This window comes from Streptomyces sp. STAM6 (assembly GCF_054963715.1).
Genome location: NZ_JBUEFZ010000006.1, coordinates 76,979 through 97,606, shown reverse-complemented (window position 1 = coordinate 97,606; position 20,628 = coordinate 76,979). Strand labels below are relative to the sequence as shown.

At 71.3% G+C, this 20,628-nt stretch carries 10 protein-coding genes; 7 read left to right on the top strand and 3 right to left on the bottom strand.

The window, feature by feature from the left end; all coding sequences use genetic code 11:
- Nucleotides 1-611: 611 nt before the first annotated feature.
- Complete coding sequence (locus tag ACY34K_RS10755) at nt 612-2,081, top strand: MFS transporter (RefSeq protein WP_462745943.1); 1,470 nt, start codon at nt 612-614, stop codon at nt 2,079-2,081.
- 133 nt (nt 2,082-2,214) lie between these two features.
- On the opposite strand, the gene ACY34K_RS10750 is transcribed toward ACY34K_RS10755, so the two are convergent.
- On the bottom strand, nt 2,215-3,405 hold the full coding sequence (locus ACY34K_RS10750) for an acetyl-CoA C-acetyltransferase (protein ID WP_462745942.1): 1,191 nt from the start codon (nt 3,403-3,405) through the stop codon (nt 2,215-2,217).
- 143 nt (nt 3,406-3,548) lie between these two features.
- The gene (locus ACY34K_RS10745) at nt 3,549-4,949 is read right to left on the bottom strand and encodes an MFS transporter (RefSeq protein WP_462745940.1); all 1,401 of its coding nucleotides are present in this window, start codon (nt 4,947-4,949) and stop codon (nt 3,549-3,551) included.
- A gap of 996 nt (nt 4,950-5,945) precedes the next feature.
- On the opposite strand from ACY34K_RS10745, the gene ACY34K_RS10740 reads away from it, so the two are divergent.
- From ACY34K_RS10740 to ACY34K_RS10715, 6 genes are all read left to right on the top strand, one after another.
- A complete protein-coding gene (locus tag ACY34K_RS10740) occupies nt 5,946-12,041 on the top strand; it encodes an acyltransferase domain-containing protein (protein ID WP_462745939.1) in 6,096 nt (2,031 codons plus the stop codon).
- The gene (locus ACY34K_RS10735) at nt 12,038-13,858 is read left to right on the top strand and encodes a non-ribosomal peptide synthetase (protein ID WP_462745938.1); all 1,821 of its coding nucleotides are present in this window, start codon (nt 12,038-12,040) and stop codon (nt 13,856-13,858) included. The genes ACY34K_RS10740 and ACY34K_RS10735 overlap by 4 nt, the downstream gene beginning before the upstream one ends.
- Before the next feature lie 32 nt (nt 13,859-13,890).
- Nucleotides 13,891-15,675, top strand: coding sequence for a beta-ketoacyl synthase N-terminal-like domain-containing protein (locus ACY34K_RS10730; RefSeq protein ID WP_462745937.1), 1,785 nt, complete (start codon nt 13,891-13,893; stop codon nt 15,673-15,675).
- The gene (locus ACY34K_RS10725; RefSeq protein ID WP_462745936.1) at nt 15,672-16,913 is read left to right on the top strand and encodes a cytochrome P450; all 1,242 of its coding nucleotides are present in this window, start codon (nt 15,672-15,674) and stop codon (nt 16,911-16,913) included. Before ACY34K_RS10730 ends, ACY34K_RS10725 begins: the two co-directional genes overlap by 4 nt.
- The gene (locus ACY34K_RS10720) at nt 16,910-17,107 is read left to right on the top strand and encodes an MbtH family protein (RefSeq protein WP_462745935.1); all 198 of its coding nucleotides are present in this window, start codon (nt 16,910-16,912) and stop codon (nt 17,105-17,107) included. The genes ACY34K_RS10725 and ACY34K_RS10720 overlap by 4 nt, the downstream gene beginning before the upstream one ends.
- 76 nt (nt 17,108-17,183) lie before the next feature.
- Nucleotides 17,184-17,882: a formyltransferase family protein gene (locus ACY34K_RS10715; RefSeq protein WP_462745934.1), complete on the top strand. Its 699-nt coding sequence runs from the start codon at nt 17,184-17,186 to the stop codon at nt 17,880-17,882.
- 156 nt (nt 17,883-18,038) lie between these two features.
- Here the strand turns inward: ACY34K_RS10715 and ACY34K_RS10710 are convergent, their stop codons facing one another.
- Complete coding sequence (locus tag ACY34K_RS10710) at nt 18,039-20,279, bottom strand: MMPL family transporter (RefSeq protein WP_462745933.1); 2,241 nt, start codon at nt 20,277-20,279, stop codon at nt 18,039-18,041.
- Between the last annotated feature and the right edge of the window lie 349 nt (nt 20,280-20,628).

The window sequence follows — 20,628 nt, the reverse complement described above, 5'->3', positions numbered from 1 at the left end:
GCAACGGCACCCGAGGCAGCCCTGTGAGGGCCTACAGGTGCCGGATGCAAGCGCGCGCACAGGGCCGATCCCCCGTGCACCCGTGCCGATTCCCCCGTGATCGAGCGGCGTGCGTCCCACGAGCAGTGGTGCGAGTGGCTGCTCCGTGAGTCGTCCGCGCCGTCAGGATTGCAAGTACGCCAAGTGCTGAACTGCCGAAGTGCGCAAGTGCTGTGTGCAGAAACGCTGTCGTGCAGAAGTGCAGAAGTGCAGAAGTGCAGATGTGCAGACGTGCGGAAACGCGATCGTGCAGACGTGCAGACGTGCTGGGCTGCAGAGGTGTGCTGTCGGGCGATGGGGTGGTTGCGGCCCCCGCCGTTGCGCCGGTTCCTCCCCCGGGCGCCCCGACCCATCATTGGCCTGCCGCGAGAGCCACCGCAAGGCATGACGGCAAAGATCTTGGAGTGGACCCCGAGTGATGGTCATCACATGCGCTGATCACGTAATGCGCCCCGCGGTGAAAGGGGGGTGGGGGCACACTGTCTTCGGCTGCATCGCTCCAACCACCCTCCCCGCGCACCCAGTTGGACCACAGGCGAGTTCGACGACGCACACGAGCTGAGGGGACCGGCATGCCCGACGAGTCGGCTGAGCGCACATCCGCGACGCGGGAGATCAACCCGGCCAGGGTCCTGGCGCTGTGCAGCGGCGCGAGCTTCATGGCCTTCCTCGACCTTTCGATCACCAGCATCGCCTTCCCGGACATTCTGGACGACTTCCCGGGCACGTCGCTCAACACCATGTCGTGGGTCATCAGCGGCTACACGATCCTGCTGGCGGCCGTGCTCACGCCCGCCGGGAGGATCGCCGACAGCGTCGGCCGGCGCACCGTCTTCCTCTGGTCCCTGGCCGCCTTCACCGCGGCCTCGCTCGTCTGCGCCGTGGCACCGTCCATCTGGTGGCTCATCGCGGCGCGGGTCGTCCAGGGCGCGGCGGCCGGTGGCATGATCCCCGCCGCGCTCGGCCTCATCCTCGCCACGACGCCGCGGGAGCGCATCGCCCGAGCGGTCGGCACCTGGTCCGCGGTGGCGGGCTTCTCCGCCGTCATCGGACCGGCCGCGGGCGGGCTGCTGCTGCGCGCCTTCGGCTGGCGCTCGGTGTTCTACGTCAACCTCCCGCTGTGCGGCGCGATGCTGGTCGCCGCCGTGGTGATGCTGCCGAGGCAGCGGTTGCGCGGCACCGGGGACCGGTTGCCGGACGCGGTGGGCAGCATCGCCCTCGCCCTGGGCATCGCCGGGGTGGTGAGCGCGCTCACCGAGGGGGACACCTGGGGCTGGGGAGACGTCCGCACCGTCGGACTCGGACTGGCCGGCCTGGCGCTCGTCGCCGTGACCGTGCTCCGCTCGCGTACGCACCCGGCGCCGGCGGTGGAGATGACGGTGTGGCGCAGCCCCGTCTTCGCGACCGCCAACCTCGGCCTCGGCATGCTCAACATGACGATGTTCGCGTGGATGCTGGCCGCACCCCTGTTCGCCGCCGACATCTGGCGCTGGTCGGTCCTGCAGACCGCCGGTGCCCTGAGCGTCGGAGCCGTTTCCTCGATGGCCGGCTCGCTCACCGCCGGACGGCTCACCCGACCGGCCACCCAGGTGAAGGTCACGGTCCTGGGCGCGCTGTCCTTCACGGGCAGCAACGCCATCTGGGCGTCCAGTCTCTTCGGCCCCACGCCCAACTTCCTGGGCGGCTGGCTGCCGGCCGCCGTCCTCGGCGGCGGCGGGCTCGGTCTCGCCATCACCTGCCTGTCGTCGCTGGCGGCCGGCACGGTGCCCCCGCAGAAGTTCGCGGGCGGCCTCGGGATGACCCTGACGGTACGCCAGGTCGGCGGCGCGGTGGGCGTCGCCGGATTCGCCTCGATCATGGCGTCGGGCCCGGCCCCCGGCGGAATCGCGTCCTTCCACCACGTCTATGCCGCCGCGATGGCCGTCAACATCCTGTGCGCGGCCGTGGTGTGCACGATGCTCATCATGCTGCGGCCGAAACCCGCGCCGTCGGCCGCGGCCTCGGCTCAGGCGCCGCAGGAACGGATCACGCCCACCCCATGACCCCCTGCTCGGGGGGTCGCCCGCTCCGCCGGGTCGCGGGGTGCGGACAGCCCCCTGGGGGCGGCCCACAGGGGGCCGCCCCGAGAGGGCCGTGTGTTCCTCCGGCTCGCGGCCGTGCCGCTCCGACCGGCCGTCAGGCGGACGGCACGCGGATCAGCAGGGCGTCGCCCTGCCCGCCGCCGCCGCACAGCGCCGCCGCGCCCAGACCACCGCCTCGGCGGCGCAGCTCATAGGCGAGGTGCACGATGAGCCGGGCGCCGGAGGCTCCGATCGGGTGGCCGAGCGCGATGGCTCCGCCGTCGACGTTCACGATGTCGGGGCTGAGGCCCAGCTGTTCGGTCGAGACGATGCCGACGGCGGAGAACGCCTCGTTGATCTCCACCAGGTCCAGGTCGGACGGCTCCAGCTTGGCCTTGGTCAGTGCCGCCCTGATCGCGTTCGACGGCTGCTCGTGCAGGCTCGCGTCCGGCCCGGCCACCACGCCGTGGGCGCCGATCTCGGCGATCCAGGGCAGGCCCAGCTCCTGGGCCTTGGCCTTGCTCGCCACCACCACGGCCGCGGCGCCGTCGGAGATCTGCGACGCCGTTCCCGCCGTGATGGTGCCGTCGGCGCTGTACACGGGACGCAGCTTCGCCAGGACCTCCACCGTGGTGTCGGGACGCACGCCCTCGTCGGTGTCACACACCACCGGGTCGCCCTTGCGCTGCGGGACCGTCACCGGAGCCATCTCCTCGGCGAACCGCCCGGCGGCCGCCGCGGCGGCCGCCCGCTGGTGCGAGGCCGCGGCGAAGGCGTCCTGCTTCTCCCGGGTCAGCCCGGCGTAGCGGCTGTTGTACTTCTCGGTCGAGACGCCCATGCCGAGCTGGTCGAAGGCGCAGAACAGGCCGTCGTGGATCATGTGGTCGATCAGCGGTACGTCCCCGGCCTTGAAGCCCGCACGCGACTTGGGAAGCAGGTGCGGAGCCTGCGTCATGGACTCCTGACCGCCGGCCACGACGAGGTCGAACTCACCGGCCCTGATCAGCTGGTCGGCCAGCGCGATCGAGTCGAGCCCGGAGAGGCACACCTTGTTGACGGTCAGCGCGGGGACACTCATCGGGATACCGGCGGCCACCGCTGCCTGACGGGCCGGGATCTGGCCCGCCCCGCCGGTGAGCACCTGCCCCATGATCGTGTACTCGACTTGCTCGGGCGCCACCCCCGCCTTCTCCAGGGCCGCCTTGATCGCGATGCCTCCGAGCTGGGCTCCGGAGAAGTCTTTCAGAGCCCCGAGCAGGCGACCGGTGGGGGTACGGGCCCCGGCAAGGATGACGGATCCGGACACGACGTCCTCCGTGAGTAGAAGTTGTGGACCACAACACCGCTACATTACCCACGAGTTGGGACGAGGAAATGCGCCCTCAGGCGGTGTGAGCGACGGCACAGGCCGACCGTCGGAGCCCCGGCACCGGACCGGCGGAACACCCTCTACCGAGGGCCTTTGGCGCCGGACTCGTCACGACGACCCGACAGGGCGATGTACACGGCTCCGAGCGCACAGGCGACGCCGGCCGCGAGGTAGGCGAGGTGGTAGCCGGTGAGCTGGTCCTCACCGGTCGCCGCGACCAGGACCATGACCGCCACGCCGACGCTGGCGCCGATCTGCTGGGCCACGACGTTCACCGCCCCCGCGACCGCGTGCCGTTCCGTCGCGACGCCGGTGAGCGCGGCGGACGTCATCGAGGGAAAGTTCAGCCCTTGGCCGATGCCGCTGATCACCAGGCCCGGGAGGATGTGCAGCACATAGCTGCCGTGCTGCGGCGTACTCATCCACAGCGCTGTTCCGCCGCCGATCAGGACGAGCCCGACCACCATGAGCGCTCGCGGGGGGTACTTGGCCAGCAGGCGCCCGGTGGCGAAGTTGGCGGTGAGGAGCACGGCCGCAGACATCGGCACCAGCGCGAGACCGGATTCGAACGGAGAGTACGTCAGCATTTCCTGCAGATAGAGCGGCGCGAAGAACAGCATCCCGACCGAGCCCATGTACTGGAGGAACGCGGCCAGGCTCGCGGCCCGCACCGATGAGACCCGGAAGAGGCCGAGGGGAAGCACCGGGTCGGCGGTGCGGTGTTCGCGCACGACGAAGAGCAGCAGGAAGGCCACCGCGGCGCAGAGCGCGGTCCACGCCGACGCGCCGCTGCTGCTCACACCGACGATCAGCAGGGTGAGACCGACCGTGCCCGTCACCGCGCCGGGCAGATCCAGCTTCCCGCCGCGCCCCGCACCACCGGGCAGCCCGACGCGCGTCGCGGCCACCACGGCCAGCCCCAGGACCACCGAGAACCACAGCACCGACCGCCAGCCCATGAGCTGGGTCAGTACACCGCCCAGCAGCACTCCGCCGCTGAAGCTCGCGGCGCCGACCGCCGCGTACACGCTGAATGCCCGGTTGCGCGCCGGACCGGCGGGAAACACCTCGGTCAGCAGGGCCAGCGCGGCCGGGCCCGACAGGGCCGCGCCGATTCCCTGGACCGCCCGCGCCCCGAGCAGCACCCCGGTGTTCGGTGCCAGGGCACCGGCCAGCGCGGCCACGGTGAACAGGACGACACCGACTTCGAACACCCGCCTCCGGCCGAGCACATCGGCCAGCCGGCCACCCACCAGCAGGAAGCCGGCGAACGTGACGGCGTAGGCGGTCATGACCCACTGGAGCGTGGTGTCGTCCAGGTCGAACCGCGCTCCGACGGACGGCAGGGCGGCATTGAGCACCCCGAGGCCGCTCACGTCCAGAGCGAGCGCCCCCGCCAGCACGCCAAGTGCCAGTCCCGGCCTGTGCCGTGGTGCCGTCTCGGCGCCCGTCGGGCCGGCCTCCCGGTCGGTCCTGGTCATGCGGCCCTCCCGGAGAGCTCGCCGCCGACCGTGCCGGCCACGGGAACGGTGACCGCCTGCCGTAATCGGGCCAACACATCCCCCACCACCGGTGGCACGCCGGGTGACGCCGCCTCGAAACGCGGCCGGGAATGCCCGCGCACCAAGTCGCCGGCTCCGGCCGAAAGGGACTGCCGTGCGGCGGCCGGACGTACCACCCCGGCGCCTGCCGCCAGGACGCGTGCGTCGGCCGGCGTCGACGCGTAGTTCATGATTTTCATGCCGAGCAGCTTGCAGTGCCGCCCGTCCGCTGTCCAGCCCGTCCCCGCGCGTATGCCGCCGGAGGCATTCCCCACCGGATCCGTTGCCCTTGACAAGCGAACCACCCGCCGTCATTTCCGGGAGAAGAGAGTGAACCGGTCACGTCGGGTACCAAATCACGCCAGTGCACCTCCCGACCCGCGGATCACACTTGTTTCACCACCCACAGGGTGACAGTCTTCGCTGTGTCGATCAGGCACGTACCGCGATGCGGTCCACGTCAGTCCACATCATTCTTGACCTGGGCAGACGGACCTCGAAGGTAATGCAGTCGCGGATCGAATTGACCAGAGACGGGGGCGGTGTACAGCCAGGACGACGTGACGGGGATCGAGTCGCGGTGCAGGTGCTCATCTCCCGACAGCCACTGCCATCCCGTCCGGGAGGGCACAGCCTGCCCAGCAGGACACCGGCCCCAGCGCCCTGACAGGGCGTCCTCCCATATACGGCTCCCACGCGGCACCCGACACGTCGAAGCGAAGCTTCCGTGTCATGAGCCATTTCCATGGCCTGCCGCTCGAGCCTGACTCGCCATTTGAAGAACCGGCTCGGCGCGGGCGTGCTCGCCGACACCGCCCGTATGGGCGCCGCAGTCCGGCCAATACCCCCACATTGCATCCCGACGGAATTCCTGGACCCGGAACAGCCGGCTGCAGGCTGTACCAGTCCATTCCATCGCCCTGCTGAGGAGCCGCCATGCCCCAAGAGCGCGCAGCACGAGATTCGCATGCCATAGCAGAATTCCTGCTTTCGCGTGTCGCCGAGCTGATGGACTTGTCCAAGGACGCGGTGGATCGCTGGACACCGATGCACCAGTACGGCCTCGACTCGCTGAAGTTGTCGACCATTGCCGCCGCGTTGTCCGAATTACTCGGCTGGAAAGTCCCGGTCACCTGGATGTGGCAGTACCCCACCGTCGACGCGCTGTCCCGAGCGCTGGTCGACGGTCCGGGTAACGCGGAGGCCGCCCCGAGCACCCCGCGCCGTGCGGCGTCGCACGAGCCCATCGCGATCGTGGGCATCGGCTGCCGGTTCCCCGGCGGGCCGGACCCCTCCGCGTTCTGGCAGCTGCTGGCCGAGGGCCGCGACGCCGTCGGCCCGGTACCGGCCGCGCGACGCGAACTCCTGGGCGACAAGGTGCGGTGGGGCGGATTCATCGACGGCATCGACCAGTTCGATCCGCTGTTCTTCGGCATCTCACCCCGCGAAGCCGTCCAGATGGACCCGCAGCAGCGCCTGGTCCTCGAACTGGCCTGGGAGGCGCTGGAGGACGCGGGTATCGCGCCCCACAGTCTCGTCGGCAGCGACACCGGCGTGTTCATGGCCTCCTGCTGGGGCGACTACGCCGCGCTGGCGCACTATCGCGGTCCCGACAGCCAGATCACCCCGCACACCGCGACCGGCATGCACGACGGCATCATCGCCAACCGGGTCTCCTACATCCTCGGCCTGCAGGGCCCGAGCATGGCCATCGACGCCGCCTGCGCCGGTTCACTGGTCTCGGTGCACGTCGGGTGCCAGTCGCTCTGGCTGGGCGAGAGCGATCTGGTGCTGGCCGGTGGCGTGAACCTGAGCTTCGTCTCCGACTACTACACGGCCATGGACGCGATGGGCGCGCTCGCCCCGGACGGCCGCTGCAAGTCGTTCGACGCCCGTGCCAACGGCTACGTCCGCGGCGAGGGCGCCGGAGTCGTCGTCCTCGCCCCGCTGAGTGTGGCGCTCGAACGCGACCTGCCGGTGTACTGCCTGATCAAGGGCAGCTCGTCCAACAACGACGGTCTGAGCAACGGCATGACCGCACCGAACCCCCAGGCGCAGGAGAAGATGCTGCGCACCGCCTACCAGCGGGCCGGCATCGCACCGCACCTCGTGGACTACATCGAGTGCCACGGCTCCGCGACGCCCCTCGGCGACCCGATCGAGGCCAACGCCATCGGCGCGGTCCTGGGCGGTGACCGCGCGGTGCCGCTGCGGCTCGGTTCCGTCAAGTCCAATGTCGGGCACCTGGAGGCGGCGGCCGGCATCGTCGGCCTGGTCAAACTCGCCATGTCGATGCGCAACGGCGTACTCCCGGCGAGCCTGCACTACGCCTCACCGAACCCGCAGATCATGTTCGACGAGTACAACCTCACCGTCCAGGACCGGCTGACGACCTGGCCGCGGCGGTCCGACGCACGCCGAGGCGGCGTCAGCTCGTTCGGATTCGGCGGCGCGATCTGCCACGTCGCCGTCGAGGAACTGCCGCGCCCCGAGCACTCCCTCCTCCTGCTCGCCGAGGACTCCCGGGAGGAGCTGGCCCAGCGGGCCCTCGCGCTGCGTGACGAGACCGACCTGCGGGCGCTCTGCAACCGGGCACCCGGCGACGGCAGGTTCCGGCTCGCGGCCACCGCCCGCGACATGGCCGGGCTCAGGAACCGGCTGGACGCCTTCGCCGAGGGCACGACGGCCGACGGGCTGAGCGTCGGGGAGAAGACCGCACGCAAGCCGCGGGTGGCGTTCCTCTTCTCCGGCAACGGCTCGCAGTGGGTCGGCATGGGCAGACAACTGCTCGCGGGCATGCCCGTGTTCCGGCGGTCCATGATGAGGTCCGACAAGCGGATGCGGGAGCTGCTGGGCTTCTCGCTCGTCGACCAGATGCTGGCGCCGGACGGCCGCATCGACGACATGGACGTCTTCCAGCCGCTGCTGTTCTCCCTCCAGGTCGCCCTGGCCGACGCCTGGCGGTCCCTCGGAGTGGAACCGGACATCGTCGTGGGACAGAGCGTCGGAGAGTTCGCCGCCTCCCACATCGCCGGTGCGCTCGACTTCGAGGACGCCTCCCGGCTGGCCGCCCACCATGGCCGGCTGCTCCAGCAGCTGGCCGTCGGCCGCGGCGACGGCATCGTGATCATGACCGGTGCGGACGAGGCGCAGCGGTACCTGACCGGCCGGCTCACCCTCTCCGGCCGCAACGGCCTGAACTCCACCCTGGTCACCGGCACACCGCAGGAGATCGACGAACTCGTCCAGCGGCTCACCGACGAGGGCGTCACGAACCACCGGGTGCGCATGGGCCACGCCCCGCACTCCGCCCTGGTCGACCATGTCCTCGCCCCGCTCACGTCCGAACTCGACGGCATCGCGCCCCGGACCACGCGCATCCCGATGATCTCGACCGTCACCGGCGAGCTCGTCGACGGCGGGGAACTGGGGCCGGACTACTGGGCGAACAACCTGCGCCAGGAGATCCGGGTGGTCGACGCCCTGACGGCCCTGCGCGACCACGACGTCGACGCGGTGATCGAACTCAGCCCGCATCCCGTGCTGCTCAAGTCGGTGTCGGAGATCCTTCCGGCGGCGGCCACCCTGCCCTCGCTGCGCCGCGGCGCCGACGAGGCGTCGACCCTGCTCGGATCGCTCGGCGCGCTGTACGCCGCCGGGCACCCCGTCACCGTCGGCCCGTTCACCGCCGGCGACCGCGGGCGGCACGTCACGCCGAGCCGCGGCGACGTCGCGGCCGGCGAACAGGTGCACCTCGTACCGGTCACGGCGCGTACGGCCGCCGCGCTGACCGACACCTGCCGGGAACTGTCCAGCCACGTCGAACGCGACACGGGCCTCCGCGTCTCCGACCTCGCCTACACGCTCGCCGCCAGGCGCACCCACCACAACCACCGGATCGCGCTGTTCGCCCGCGACCGGCAGGACGTCCTGGACGGACTCGCCCGCGTCGCCGCCGGTCAGCCGCACCCGGACGTCGTCACGGGCACGGTCGCGGGGAACACCGACCGGCGGGTCGCGCTGGTGTTCTCGGGCGGCGGAACCCAATGGGTCGGCATGGGCCGGGAGCTCCTGCGCTCGCACGCCGGTTTCCGCGCCTCGATGCAGGCCTGCGACGCCGCCGTGCGCGCGGCCGGCGGCTGCTCGGTGCTCGACCGGCTCGCCGCCCCGGCCGACGAGGCCAGGTTCGAGGAGATGGACTTCCAGCAGCCCGTGCTGTTCGCCCTGCAGGTCTCGCTGGCGAAGGTCTGGCTCGAACTCGGCGTCCGGCCGACCGCCGTCGTCGGGCACAGCCTGGGCGAGGTCGCGGCCGCCTGCGTCGCCGGTTCGCTGTCGCTCGAGGACGCCGCCCGCGTCGTGGTCGCCCGCTCCCACCTGCTCGAACGCAAGGCGGCCGCAGGCGCCATGATCTCGGTCGACCTGCCGGAGGAGGAGCTGCTGCCGCGGCTCGCCCCGTACGCCGAGCACGCGGCCGTCGCCGTGGTCAACAGCCCCACCAGCGCGGCGGTCTCCGGCTCGCCCGAAGCCGTCCACGCCCTGGAGGCCGACCTCCAGCGGGACGGTGTCTCGACGCGCAGGATCCGGGTCGAGCGGCCGGTGCACAGCCCCGGCATGGATCCGTTGATCCAGCCGCTGCGCGAGATGATCGACGGCATCACGCCGCTGACGAACACCATCGAGTTCCGTTCCACGGCACTGGCCGACACGGTGAACCCGGTCGCCGACGTCGACTACTGGGTCCACAACCTGCGCAACCAGGTCCGGTTCGCCGAAACGATCAGTGCCTTGGTCGAGGAAGGTGTCGGCACCTTCATCGAGATCGGCCCGCACGAGACGCTGCGCGGCGCGGTCGAGGAGATCGCGCTGACCCGCGGTGCCCAGGTGCACGCGATCAACTCCCTGCGACGCGACGAAAGCGATGTCCGCTGTGTGCTGGGAGCCGTCGCGTCGCTGTACGTCAGGGGCCTCCCGCTGGCCTTCGACTCGCTGTTCGCCGACGACGTCGAGGTCGTGGAAACCCCGCTCGTGCAGTGGCAGAAGGACCGCTACTGGCTGGACACCGCGCCTCGCCCCCGGGCCGAGCCGGCACCCGTCGCCGCGGCCGCGGCCGAGCCCGTGGTCGCGACGGTGGCCGAGCCCGTCGTCGGGACCGTGGAGAACCGGCCGCTGGAAGACGTCGTCCTCGGCGAGATCGCCGACGCGCTGGGCGTGCCGGCGAGCAGGTTCACCGAAGGCGCCGGTCTGCGCGACTTCGGCCTCGACTCGATGCTGGCGATCCGCCTCGTCAACCGGCTGCAGTCGCTGTTCGGGCAGCGCGTGTCACCCGTCGTGTTCCTGGACGGCCGACCCATATCCGAGGTCGTCGACCACGTCACCGAGGCCATCGGCCGGCCGGCCGCCACCGCCGTCGAGCCGGCGCCCGCCCCGGGCGTCCAGCCGGCCCCGACCGCGACCCCGCAGTCCGAGCGCGGGCCCGAGCCCGAGGCCGTGGTCGTGCCGGCACCGAAGGCGGTGGTCGTGACGGAGCCGGCGCCGCGGGCCGAGCCGGCCCGGACGTTCCTCGACGATCTCTCCCCGCTGGACGCCGAGGAGCTGGTGGACGAGCTGGCCGTGCGCGGACTGCTCGATCCCACCGACGCACCGGCACTGGAGCAGCTGCGCTCCGGCGGCCACGGTTTCGAACTGGCCCCGACGTCGCACGGCCAGGCCTCCCTGTGGTTCATGCAGATGGTCGCGCCGGACGCCGTGCCCTACAACTTCATGGTGACCGCCCGGATCCGGACCGAGGTCGACGAGAAGGCCCTGGATCGCGCCGTACGGGCCGTGATGGAGCGCCATCCGGCGCTGCGCACGCTCTTCGCCGAGGCCGGCGGCAGCCCGTACCAGGTCATCCTCGATGAACCGGTCTACGAGTTCCTCGTGGTGGACAGCACCGACCTGGACGACGAACAGGCCCGGGAGGAACTGGCCGAGTACGGACACCTGCCGCTGGACCTGGACAACGGGCCGCTGGTCCGGGTGGTGCTGATGACGCGTGGCCCCGCCGACCACTACCTGCTGGTGCTCGTGCACCACATCGCGTCGGACGCGGCGTCGGCCGACGTGATGATCCGCGAACTCCAGCAGTACTACGAGGGTGCCGACCCCGGCGATAGCGAACCGGCCGCCCCCTATACGGACTTCGTCGAGTGGGAGCGGCAGTGGCTGGCAGGACCGGCGGCCGACGCGGCACTGGACTGGTGGTCGCGGAAACTGGCCGACCCACCCGCCCACCTCGACCTGTCCACCAGGGAGCGACCCCCCGGCGTCACCTACGAAGGCCGCGACCTCACGTTCCGCTGGACCGCCGAGGAGACCCGGCGGCTCCGGGAGTTCGCCCTGCGGGAAGGCGTGTCGATCAGCACCGTCGTGCTGGCCGGTTTCTTCGCCACGCTCAATCGCGCGGCCGGCGTCGAGGACTCCGTGCTGGCCACCGCCATCGCGCAACGCGGCGAACCGGGCTGGGAATCGGCCGTCGGCTACTACCTGAACACGGTGCTGGTACGGGCCGAACCCACCGGCGACCGCAGTTTCCGGGACCTGCTGGGCGAGGTCCACGCCTTCTCGCTCGGCCTCCTCGAACACATGAACTACCCACTGGACCTGCTGGCGTCCGCCCTGAAACCGCCGAGGGCCGAAGGCCGCTCCCCGTGGTTCGACGTGGTGGTGAACTGGCTGTCCTCGGACGCGTTCCCCCGGTCCGTCAAGCTCTTCCACGGCCTCGGCGACACCATCGCGCCCGACAGCGCCCTGCCGCTCGAACCGCTGCAGGTACGCAGGCACCTCGCCAAATTCGACCTGGAGATCTCGATGGCCGACATCGACGGCGAGGTGGTCGGCCACGTCCAGTACAAGCCGAGCTACCTAGAGAGGCAGACCGTGACGGGACTGCTCGCGCTCTACCGCACCGTGCTCTTCGACTCGATCGCCCACCCCGACCTGGCCCTCCGGGACATCACGCCGAGCGGCCGCCCGGAGGAGACGGACCAGTGACCGAAACCCTGCACTCCGAATTCATCGAGCAAGCGGTCAAGAACCCCGGCGCCCCGGCGGTCTACTCCGACGCCGGCGTCCTGACCTACGGCGAGCTGAACGAGCGGTCCCGCGTGCTGGCCGAACGGCTCGTCGCCGACGGTGCCGGCCCCGGTGTCCCGGTCGGCATCTGCGTCGAGCGCACCCCCGACCTGCTCGTCGCCATCCTGGCCACACTGCGCGCCGGCTCCTGCTACGTGCCCCTGGACCCCCACTATCCGGCGGAGCGGCTGACCTTCATGGTCCGCGACAGCGGGACCCACCTGCTGGTGACCACACCCGCGTCCCGGGCCAACTGCCCGGCAGGACCGACCGTGGTCGTACTCGGCGAGACCGTGACGACCGAGCCCGGCGAGACGCCCGTGCCGATCGTGCCCGGCGACACCGCGTACATCATCTACACGTCGGGCTCCACCGGCCGGCCGAAGGGCGTGGCCATCCACCACACCGGCTGCGTCGCCATGCTGTCCGAGATGGACCGCATCTTCGAAGGCTGCGACCTGAGCGGCGTCTCGGCGGCGAGTTCGGTCTGCTTCGACATGTCCGTGATGGAGATCTTCGCCGCGCTGTGCCGCGGCGGCGCCGTCGTGCTCGTCGAAAGCGCCGTCCACCTGCCGGAGAGCCGGTACGTCGACAGGATCACCCACCTCAACGTCGTCCCGTCGGTGATGAACGGCCTGCTCGACGCCGGAGCTCTGCCGCCGAACGTGCGCACGGTCGTGTTCGGTGGCGAGCCCCTGCGGCGCAAGCTGGTGGACCGGGCCTACCGGGAGACCGGCGCCGACCGGGTCTTCAACGCCTACGGCCCCACCGAGGGCACCGTCTTCTGCTCGTTCAAGCTGGTACCGGAGGACGAGACCGACGAGCCGTCGATCGGCACGCCGTCGACCGCCGCCCGCGCCTACGTCCTCGACGAGAACCTGAAGCGGCTGCCGGCGGGCGTGCCCGGTGAGCTCTACATCGGCGGCGTCGGTCTCGCCCACGGCTACGTCAACCGGCCGCGGACCACGGCCGAACGGTTCGTGCCGGACCCGTTCATGGACGGCGAACGCATGTACCGCACCGGTGACATCGTCACGTTCACCGACAACGGTGAACTCCGGTTCGGCGGTCGTGCCGACCACCAGGTCAAGCTGCGGGGCTACCGCATCGAGCTGGAAGAGGTCGAGGCCCGGCTGACCGGCTGCCCCGAGGTCCGGGAAGCGGCCGCCGTCGTACGGGGCAACAGGCTCATCGGCTACGTCGTGCCCGAGGGCGACCCCCGGGACGGCGTCTGGCTGGACGCCGGACTCCAGAACACGATCACCGGCAGGCTGACCTCCGAGCTGCCCGACTACATGGTGCCGGGGACGATCGTGTTCCTGACCGCGCTGCCCCTGGCGCCCGGCGGGAAGCTCGACCGCGCCGCGCTCCCCGAGCCCCCCGCGACCGACACCGGCACGCCCATGACGGCCCCCGGTACCCCGACCGAGGTGGCGCTGGCGGAGATCTGGGGCCAACTGCTCGGCCTCGAACCGGCGAGCATCGACATCCACGCCGCCTTCTACGACCTCGGGGGCGACTCCCTGCTGCTCGTCCGGCTCGCCAGGCTGATGACCCGGCGGTTCGGCCGGCGCGTCCGCGTGCCCGACCTGTTCAGTTTCCGCGACATCTCCTCCCTCGGCCGCTGGCTCGACGACGAGAGCGGCGCCACCCCCGAGGTGGTCCAGTCGGCCCGCCTGCGCGCGGGCGCCCGCCGCGCCGCGCTGCGCGGCCGCGCCACCTCCACCGGCAGCTGAGCCCCCACTCGACCCGAAGCAGGAGCCTTCCCATGACCGAAAGCCCCGAGCAGGACTACGACCCGGGCGATGTGGCCGTCATCGGCATGTCGTGCCGGGCGCCCGGCGCCCGCACCAAGGAACAGTTCTGGGACAACCTCATACACGGCAGGGAGACCGTGTCGTTCCTGGCCAAGGACGACATCCACGTCGACGAGACCCTGATCCACAGCCCGTTCTACGTGCGTGCCTGCGGCGTGCTCGACACGTACGACAAGTTCGACCCGTCGGTGTTCGGCATCAGCGACCGGATGGCGGCCGCGATGACCCCGGAGAACCGGCTGTTCCTGGAGAGCGCCTGGGAGACGCTGGAGGACGGCGGCTACGACCCGGACCGGGTCACGGGCGAGGTGGGCATCTACGGCGCCAACAACCCCCAGACCGCCGCCCTGTACAGCTCCCCGCCGGACCGCGTCTCGGTCGGCCCCGAGGCGATCGAGGCTAGCCTGGCCTGGTCGCCGGACACCATGACGTCCAACGCCCTTTACTACATGGGCCTGACCGGCGAGGCCGTCACCGTCGCCGCGGTCTGCGCCGGCTTCCACTACTCGGTGCACCTGGCCTGCCAGTCGCTGCTGCTCGGCCAGACCGACATGGCGATAGCCGGCGGCTCGATGGTCCGCCTGCCGCACCCGCGCGGTCATCTGTGGGAGGAGAACCGCATCCTGTCGAAGGACGGCCACTGCCGCCCGTTCGACGCCAACGGCACGGGCACCGCGCTCTCCAGCGGTGTCGTCACGGTGCTGCTCAAGCCGGTGGGACAGGCCGTCGCCGACCGCGACCACATCTACGCCGTGGTCAAGGGCTCGGCCGTCAACAACAACGGTGTCAGCGCGATGGCCTACGGCCTGGCCCAGCCCGAGCGGCTGAGCGCGTGCATCGCCGCCGCCATGGAGGTGGGCGGCGTCACCCCGGACACCGTGTCCATGTACGAGGCCAACGGTCTGGGCATGCCGATGACCGACGAGCTCGAAGTGCACGCCGCGAGCATGGCGTTCGGCAAGCAGACCGCCACCACGTCGATCGGCGGCGTCAAGGGCAACGTGGGCCACGGCGGTGTCGTCTCCGGCGGCTTCGGCGCCATGAAGGCCCTGCTGGCGCTGCACCACAGGAAGCTGCCCGCGACGATCAACCTGACAGAGGTCAACGAGGACCTCGACTTCCCCAGCACCCCGTTCGTGCCGCAGATCGAGGCGGCGGACTGGGAGACGGAGGCCGGCATCCGCCGCGCGGGCATCACCTCGATCGGCGGCGGTGGCTACAACGCGCATCTGGTCCTCGAAGAGGCGCCCGCACCCGCCGAACGTGCCCCCGAGGAGCAGGGCAGGCCGCGCCTCGCCACGCTGTCCGCCCTGGACGACGAGGCGCTCGCCCGGCAGCGCGCGCGGCTGAAGGACTGGCTGGTCGCCAACCCCGACCTGCGCCTCGACGACATCTGCTTCAGCCTCAACCTGGGCCGCAAGGTGATGGCCCGCCGCTGGGCGGCCGTGGTCCGCAGCCGTGCGGAGCTGATCGCCGCGCTGTCCGACGACTCCGCCCGTGGCCCGGCCACCGAGACCGCCGCCGCGCCGTGGGTGGACGTGGACTCCTTCCGGCGCAACGACAACGGGATCGTGGCGAGCGGCACGGACGCGCAGGAGCTGTCCGGTCTGGCCGCCGCCTGGGTGACCGGCCAGCAGGTGGACTTCGATTCCCTGCACCAGGGGGAGTCCAGCCACCGCGTGCCGCTGCCCACGTACCCCTTCCAGCCGCGCCGGTTCTGGCGCACGGACTGGTGACCATGAGCTCACCGGCACTGGACACCCTGGACCTGGGCGACCCGAACACCTTCGCCGACCACGACCTCGACGCGTTCTGGCGCCGTCTGCGGGACGCCGCACCGGTGCACTGGAACCCTCCGGTCGACGGCCGCCGGGGCTTCTGGGTGCTCTCCCGCCACGACGACATCATGGCCACCTACCGGGACGACGTGCACTTCACGTCCGAGCGCGGCAACGTGCTCGTCACGCTGCTGGGCGGCGGTGACGCCGCTGCCGGACGGATGCTGGCCGTCACCGACGGGCACCGGCACCACGAGTTGCGCAAGATCCTCCAGCGGGTGCTCTCCCCGAGGGTGCTCAGCGAGGTCGCGCGGGCGGTGCGGGCCAACACCCGGCAGCTGATCCGCGAGGCGGTCGAGACCGGCGGGTGCGACTTCGCGGACCGGATCGCGAGCCGGATCCCGATGACCACGATCTCGAACCTGCTCGGCGTGCCCGAGCAGGACCGGGACTACCTGCTCACCCTGACCAAGACCGCGCTCTCGGCCGAGGACGAGGACATCGACGAGGTCGACTCGGAGATGGCCCGCAACGAGATCCTGATGTACTTCATGGACATCGTGGAGGAGCGGCGCGAGGCGCCGGGCGACGATGTGATCAGCATGCTGATCGGCAGCTCCATCGACGGTGTGCCGTTGTCCGACGAGGACGTCGTACTCAACTGCTACAGCCTGATCATCGGGGGCGACGAGACCAGCCGACTCACGATGATCGACAGCGTCCACACGCTCGCGTCCCGGCCCGAGCAGTGGCGGCGGCTCAAGCACGGTGAGGTCGCGATCGACACCGCGGTGGACGAGGTGCTGCGCTGGGCGTCCCCGACGATGCACTTCGGGCGCAGTGTCGTCCGCGAGACCGAACTGCACGGCGTGCGGCTGCGGCCCGGAGAGATCGTCACGCTCTGGCACGCCTCCGGCAACCGGGACGAACGGGTCTTCGACCGGCCCGGGGTGTTCGATCTGGGCCGCACCCCCAACAAACACCTGGCCTTCGGCTACGGGCCGCACTTCTGCGTCGGCTCGCACCTGGCGAAGGTGGAGATCTCCGAACTGCTCCTGGCCCTGCGGGACTTCACCACAGGGGTCGAACAGACCGAGGAGCCGCTGCGTATCCGGTCCAACTTCCTGACCGGTTTCTCCACCCTGAAGGTGCGTTTCCGGCCCGATCACTCCGGACTGAAAGAGGTCGACCGATGAGCGGCAACCCCTTTGACGGCGGCGACGCCGAATGGCTGGTCGTGGCGAACGCCGCCGGGCAGTACGCGCTGTGGAGGCCGTACCTGGACGTGCCGAAGGGCTGGCGGATCGTCCACTCCTGCCCGGACCGTGACGGCGCCCTCGACCACGTCGAGCGGAGCGTCACCGCGGCGGCGGGAACGCCGACGACATGACCACCGGCTCGGCCGAACCGGTGGACCGCTCCTCCCCCTACTGAACACACCCGACCGGCGACCGCAAGGGGCGCGCATGATGAACATCTTCATTTCAGGACAAGGGGCGTTCGCGGTGCAGGTCGCGGAAGCCCTGCTGGACGCGGAGCACCGGATCGCCGGCGTGGCCGCCCCCCGGCTGCGCAAAGGACAGAGCGACGAGAGCAACCCGATGTCCTGGGACCGCCTGCGCGCCTGGGCGTACCCCAGGAGCATCCCCTGGACGGACTCGGCCGAACTGCGGGCCATGCATGTCCCGGACGGGGTGGACCTCATCATCGCCGCGCATTCCCACGCCTTCCTCGGCCGCCGGACGCGTGCCAGAGCCGCCGTCGCCACCATCGGCTACCACCCCAGCCTGCTGCCGCTGCACCGCGGCCGGGACGCCATCCGATGGACGATCCGCGACGGTGACAAGGTGACGGGCGGGAGCGTCTACCACCTCACCGAGCGCACGGACGCCGGACCGCTGGCCGCCCAGGAGCACCTGTTCGTGCCCCCGGGCTCGACCGCGCAGAGCCTGTGGCGCGAGCATCTGGCCCCGCTCGGCGTGCGGTTGCTGCTGAAGGTGGTGGCCGACCTCGCCGAGGGCAGGCGGATCGAGGTCCCGCAGGACGAGAAGCTGGCGACCTGGGAGCCCGCCATGGGCGCGCCACCGCTGTTCAAGCCCGAGCTCATCGCGCTGCCCGGGACGACGCACGTCAATGGCAGCAAGTGGGCCCTGCACGCCCAGTGAGAGGGGTTCGCCGCGCGGAAAGGCGACATGCGTGCGGGCCCCGGTGCGGACCGGGGCCGCGGACAAGGGCCGCCGACCCGGAAAGCCGCCCCGCCGGTCCGCTTCGGGCCCGGCCGGGGCGGCTTTCGTGTGGCTGTGCGGCGGTGTGCCGCACGCTCAGCCCACGAGCTGGTCCTCCCGTGCGGAGCGCCGCGACGGGATGCCGGACTGCCGCGCCGCCTTCTCGCCCTCGACGTCGATGTTCGGCAGGAGCCGGTCGAGCCACCCCGGCAGCCACCAGGCGGACCTGCCGAGCAGGGCGAACAGGGCGGGCACGATGGCCATGCGGACCACGAAGGCGTCGAAGAGCACGGCGGCGGCGAGGCCGAAGCCGATCATCTTGATGAAGTCGTCGTCCTCCATGACGAAGCCGGAGAAGACGCTGGCCATGATGATCGCCGCCGCGGCGACGACCCGCCCGCCGTCGCGGAAGCCGGTGACGACCGCCTCGCCGGGGCGGGCCCCGTGGACGTGTGCCTCGCGCATCCGGGAGACCAGGAAGACCTCGTAGTCCATCGCGAGACCGAAGACCACACCGATCATGAAGATCGGCAGCGTGCTCATGATCGGACCCGGCTGGTCGACCCCGAAGAGGCCGGCCAGCCGGCCCCACTGGAAGACGGCCACGACGGCACCGAGGGCCGCGGCAACCGATAGCAGGAAGCCGAGCGCCGCCTTGAGCGGGACGAGCACGGAGCGGAACACCAGCATCAGCAGCAGGAACGCCAGGCCGACGACCAGGGCGAGGTACGGGAGCAGCGCGTCGTCCAGGGTCTGCGAGAAGTCGATGAACATCGCGGTCTGGCCGGCGATCAGGATCTCGGAGGCGCCCGTCCGGGATTCCAGATCGCCCGCCGTGGCGCGCAGGGAACGGACCAGGTCCTCGGTCCGGGCGTCGGTCGGCCCGGTGTCGGGCACGACATTGACGAGAGCCGTGTCCCCCCGCGCGTTGGTGCCGGCGGGGGAGACGGCAGCGACGCCGGGGGCCCCCTCCAGAGCCGTGCGGACCCGACCCGCCGCCGTCTTCGCGTCCTCCGCCTCGACCACGACGGTCAGAGGCCCGTTGAAGCCGGGGCCGAAGGAGTCCGACAGCATGTCGTACGCCTTGCGCTGGGTGGTGTGCGGGGCCATCGAGCCCTCGCCGGGCAGGCCCAGTTCCAGGCTCGCCGCGGGCACGGCGAGGGCGCCCAGCCCCAGGACGCCCAGGAGCAGAACGGCGACGGGGTGCCGGAGCACGAGGCCGGCCCAGCGGGCGCCGAGGTTGGGCTTGCGGCGGGCCTCGCGCTTGGCGGCCCGGCGCCGCTCACGCTTCGACAGCGGCTTACCGGTGTACTGCTTGCGGTCCCTGCGGGCGAGAACCCTGACGGGAGCGAACCCGAGGAGCGCGGGTACGAACGTGATCGCGACGAGCACGGCGACGGCGACCGTACCGGCCGCGGTGAGGCCCATCTTGGTGAGCATCGGGACGTTCACCACCGCGAGCCCGGCCAGGGCGATGATCACGGTGAGGCCGGCGAAGACGACGGCCGTCCCGGCGGTGCCCACGGCACGTGCGGCGGCGTCCGCGCGCTCCCTCCCCTCGGCGATCTCCGAGCGGAAGCGCGACACGATGAAAAGGGCGTAGTCGATGCCTACGGCGAGGCCGATCATCATCGCGAGCATCGAGGTGGTGGACGACAGACCGAAGGTGCTGCCGAGCGCGGTGATGCCGCTGATGCCGATGCCGACTCCGATCAGGGCCGTCAGCAGGGGCATTCCGGCGGCCACCAGGGAGCCGAAGGTGAGCAGCAGGACCACGGCGGAGACGAGGATGCCGAGCTTCTCACCCGTACCGCTCATCGCCTGCTCGATCTTGACGGCGTCGCCCCCCGCCTCGACGGCGAGACCGGTGTCCCGGGCGCGCTCCATCGCGTCGCCGAAGCCCTCGTGCGCCGCGTCGGTGAGCTCGGTGGCCTTCGCCCCGTACGTGACGTAGGCGTACGCGGTCGTGCGGTCGTCACTCACGGCGCCCGCCGTGAACGGGTCTGTCACGCCCGCTACTTGAGGCGCCCCGGTCAGGTCGACGACGAGTCGCTCGACCCGCGCCCTGCGGACGGGCGAGGTGATCTCCTCGGCCCCCGGGGCGCGGATGACGACGCGGGCGACGGCGCCGTCCGCGCGGGCGTCCGGGAACCTCTCCCGGAGGAGGTCGAACGCCTTCTGCGACTCCGTACCCGGCATCGAGAAGGTGTCGGCGGGCGGGGCGGCGGCGGTGGACGCCGCGACGCCCGCGCCGACGAGGGCCAGGAGCCACAGGAGGACGACCAGGCCCCGCCTTCGGAAGGCGAAGCGGCCCAGTCTGGAAAGGAGCATGGCCATGGTGGAGGAGTCCTGTCGGTGAGGCGGTCGGGCCGCCGGCGGCATGCCGGGAGGCGCCGTCGGCGGACGGACCGGTCTTTTTGCGGGTGGGGAAGGGTGCGCGTCGGGCACCAGGGACGCCCCGGGCAGAGCCGGACCCAGTCGGTGGCTGCCGCGCGGGGCGGCGACGAGCGGGGCGGAGAAGAGCGGCCGGCGCCGGGAAGCGGCAGGTGCGAAGCCGCTGTTGGCCGGGGCCGTCGGCGGGGGCTGCCCGCGGGGGTTGATCATCCGGCGGGCTCGTCGCCCGGAGGCGGCGCCGGGGAGAAGGGGAGCCGGGGAGCCGGGGGATTCCGGGGAGGAGAGGCCGTGG

Coding starts and splice junctions, on each gene's coding strand:
- ACY34K_RS10755 (WP_462745943.1), top strand. CDS start 612: ATGCCCGACGAGTCGGCTGAGCGCACATCCGCGACGCGGGAGATCAAC.
- ACY34K_RS10745 (WP_462745940.1), bottom strand. CDS start 4,949: ATGACCAGGACCGACCGGGAGGCCGGCCCGACGGGCGCCGAGACGGCA.
- ACY34K_RS10740 (WP_462745939.1), top strand. CDS start 5,946: ATGCCCCAAGAGCGCGCAGCACGAGATTCGCATGCCATAGCAGAATTC.
- ACY34K_RS10730 (WP_462745937.1), top strand. CDS start 13,891: ATGACCGAAAGCCCCGAGCAGGACTACGACCCGGGCGATGTGGCCGTC.
- ACY34K_RS10720 (WP_462745935.1), top strand. CDS start 16,910: ATGAGCGGCAACCCCTTTGACGGCGGCGACGCCGAATGGCTGGTCGTG.
- ACY34K_RS10715 (WP_462745934.1), top strand. CDS start 17,184: ATGATGAACATCTTCATTTCAGGACAAGGGGCGTTCGCGGTGCAGGTC.
- ACY34K_RS10710 (WP_462745933.1), bottom strand. CDS start 20,279: ATGGCCATGCTCCTTTCCAGACTGGGCCGCTTCGCCTTCCGAAGGCGG.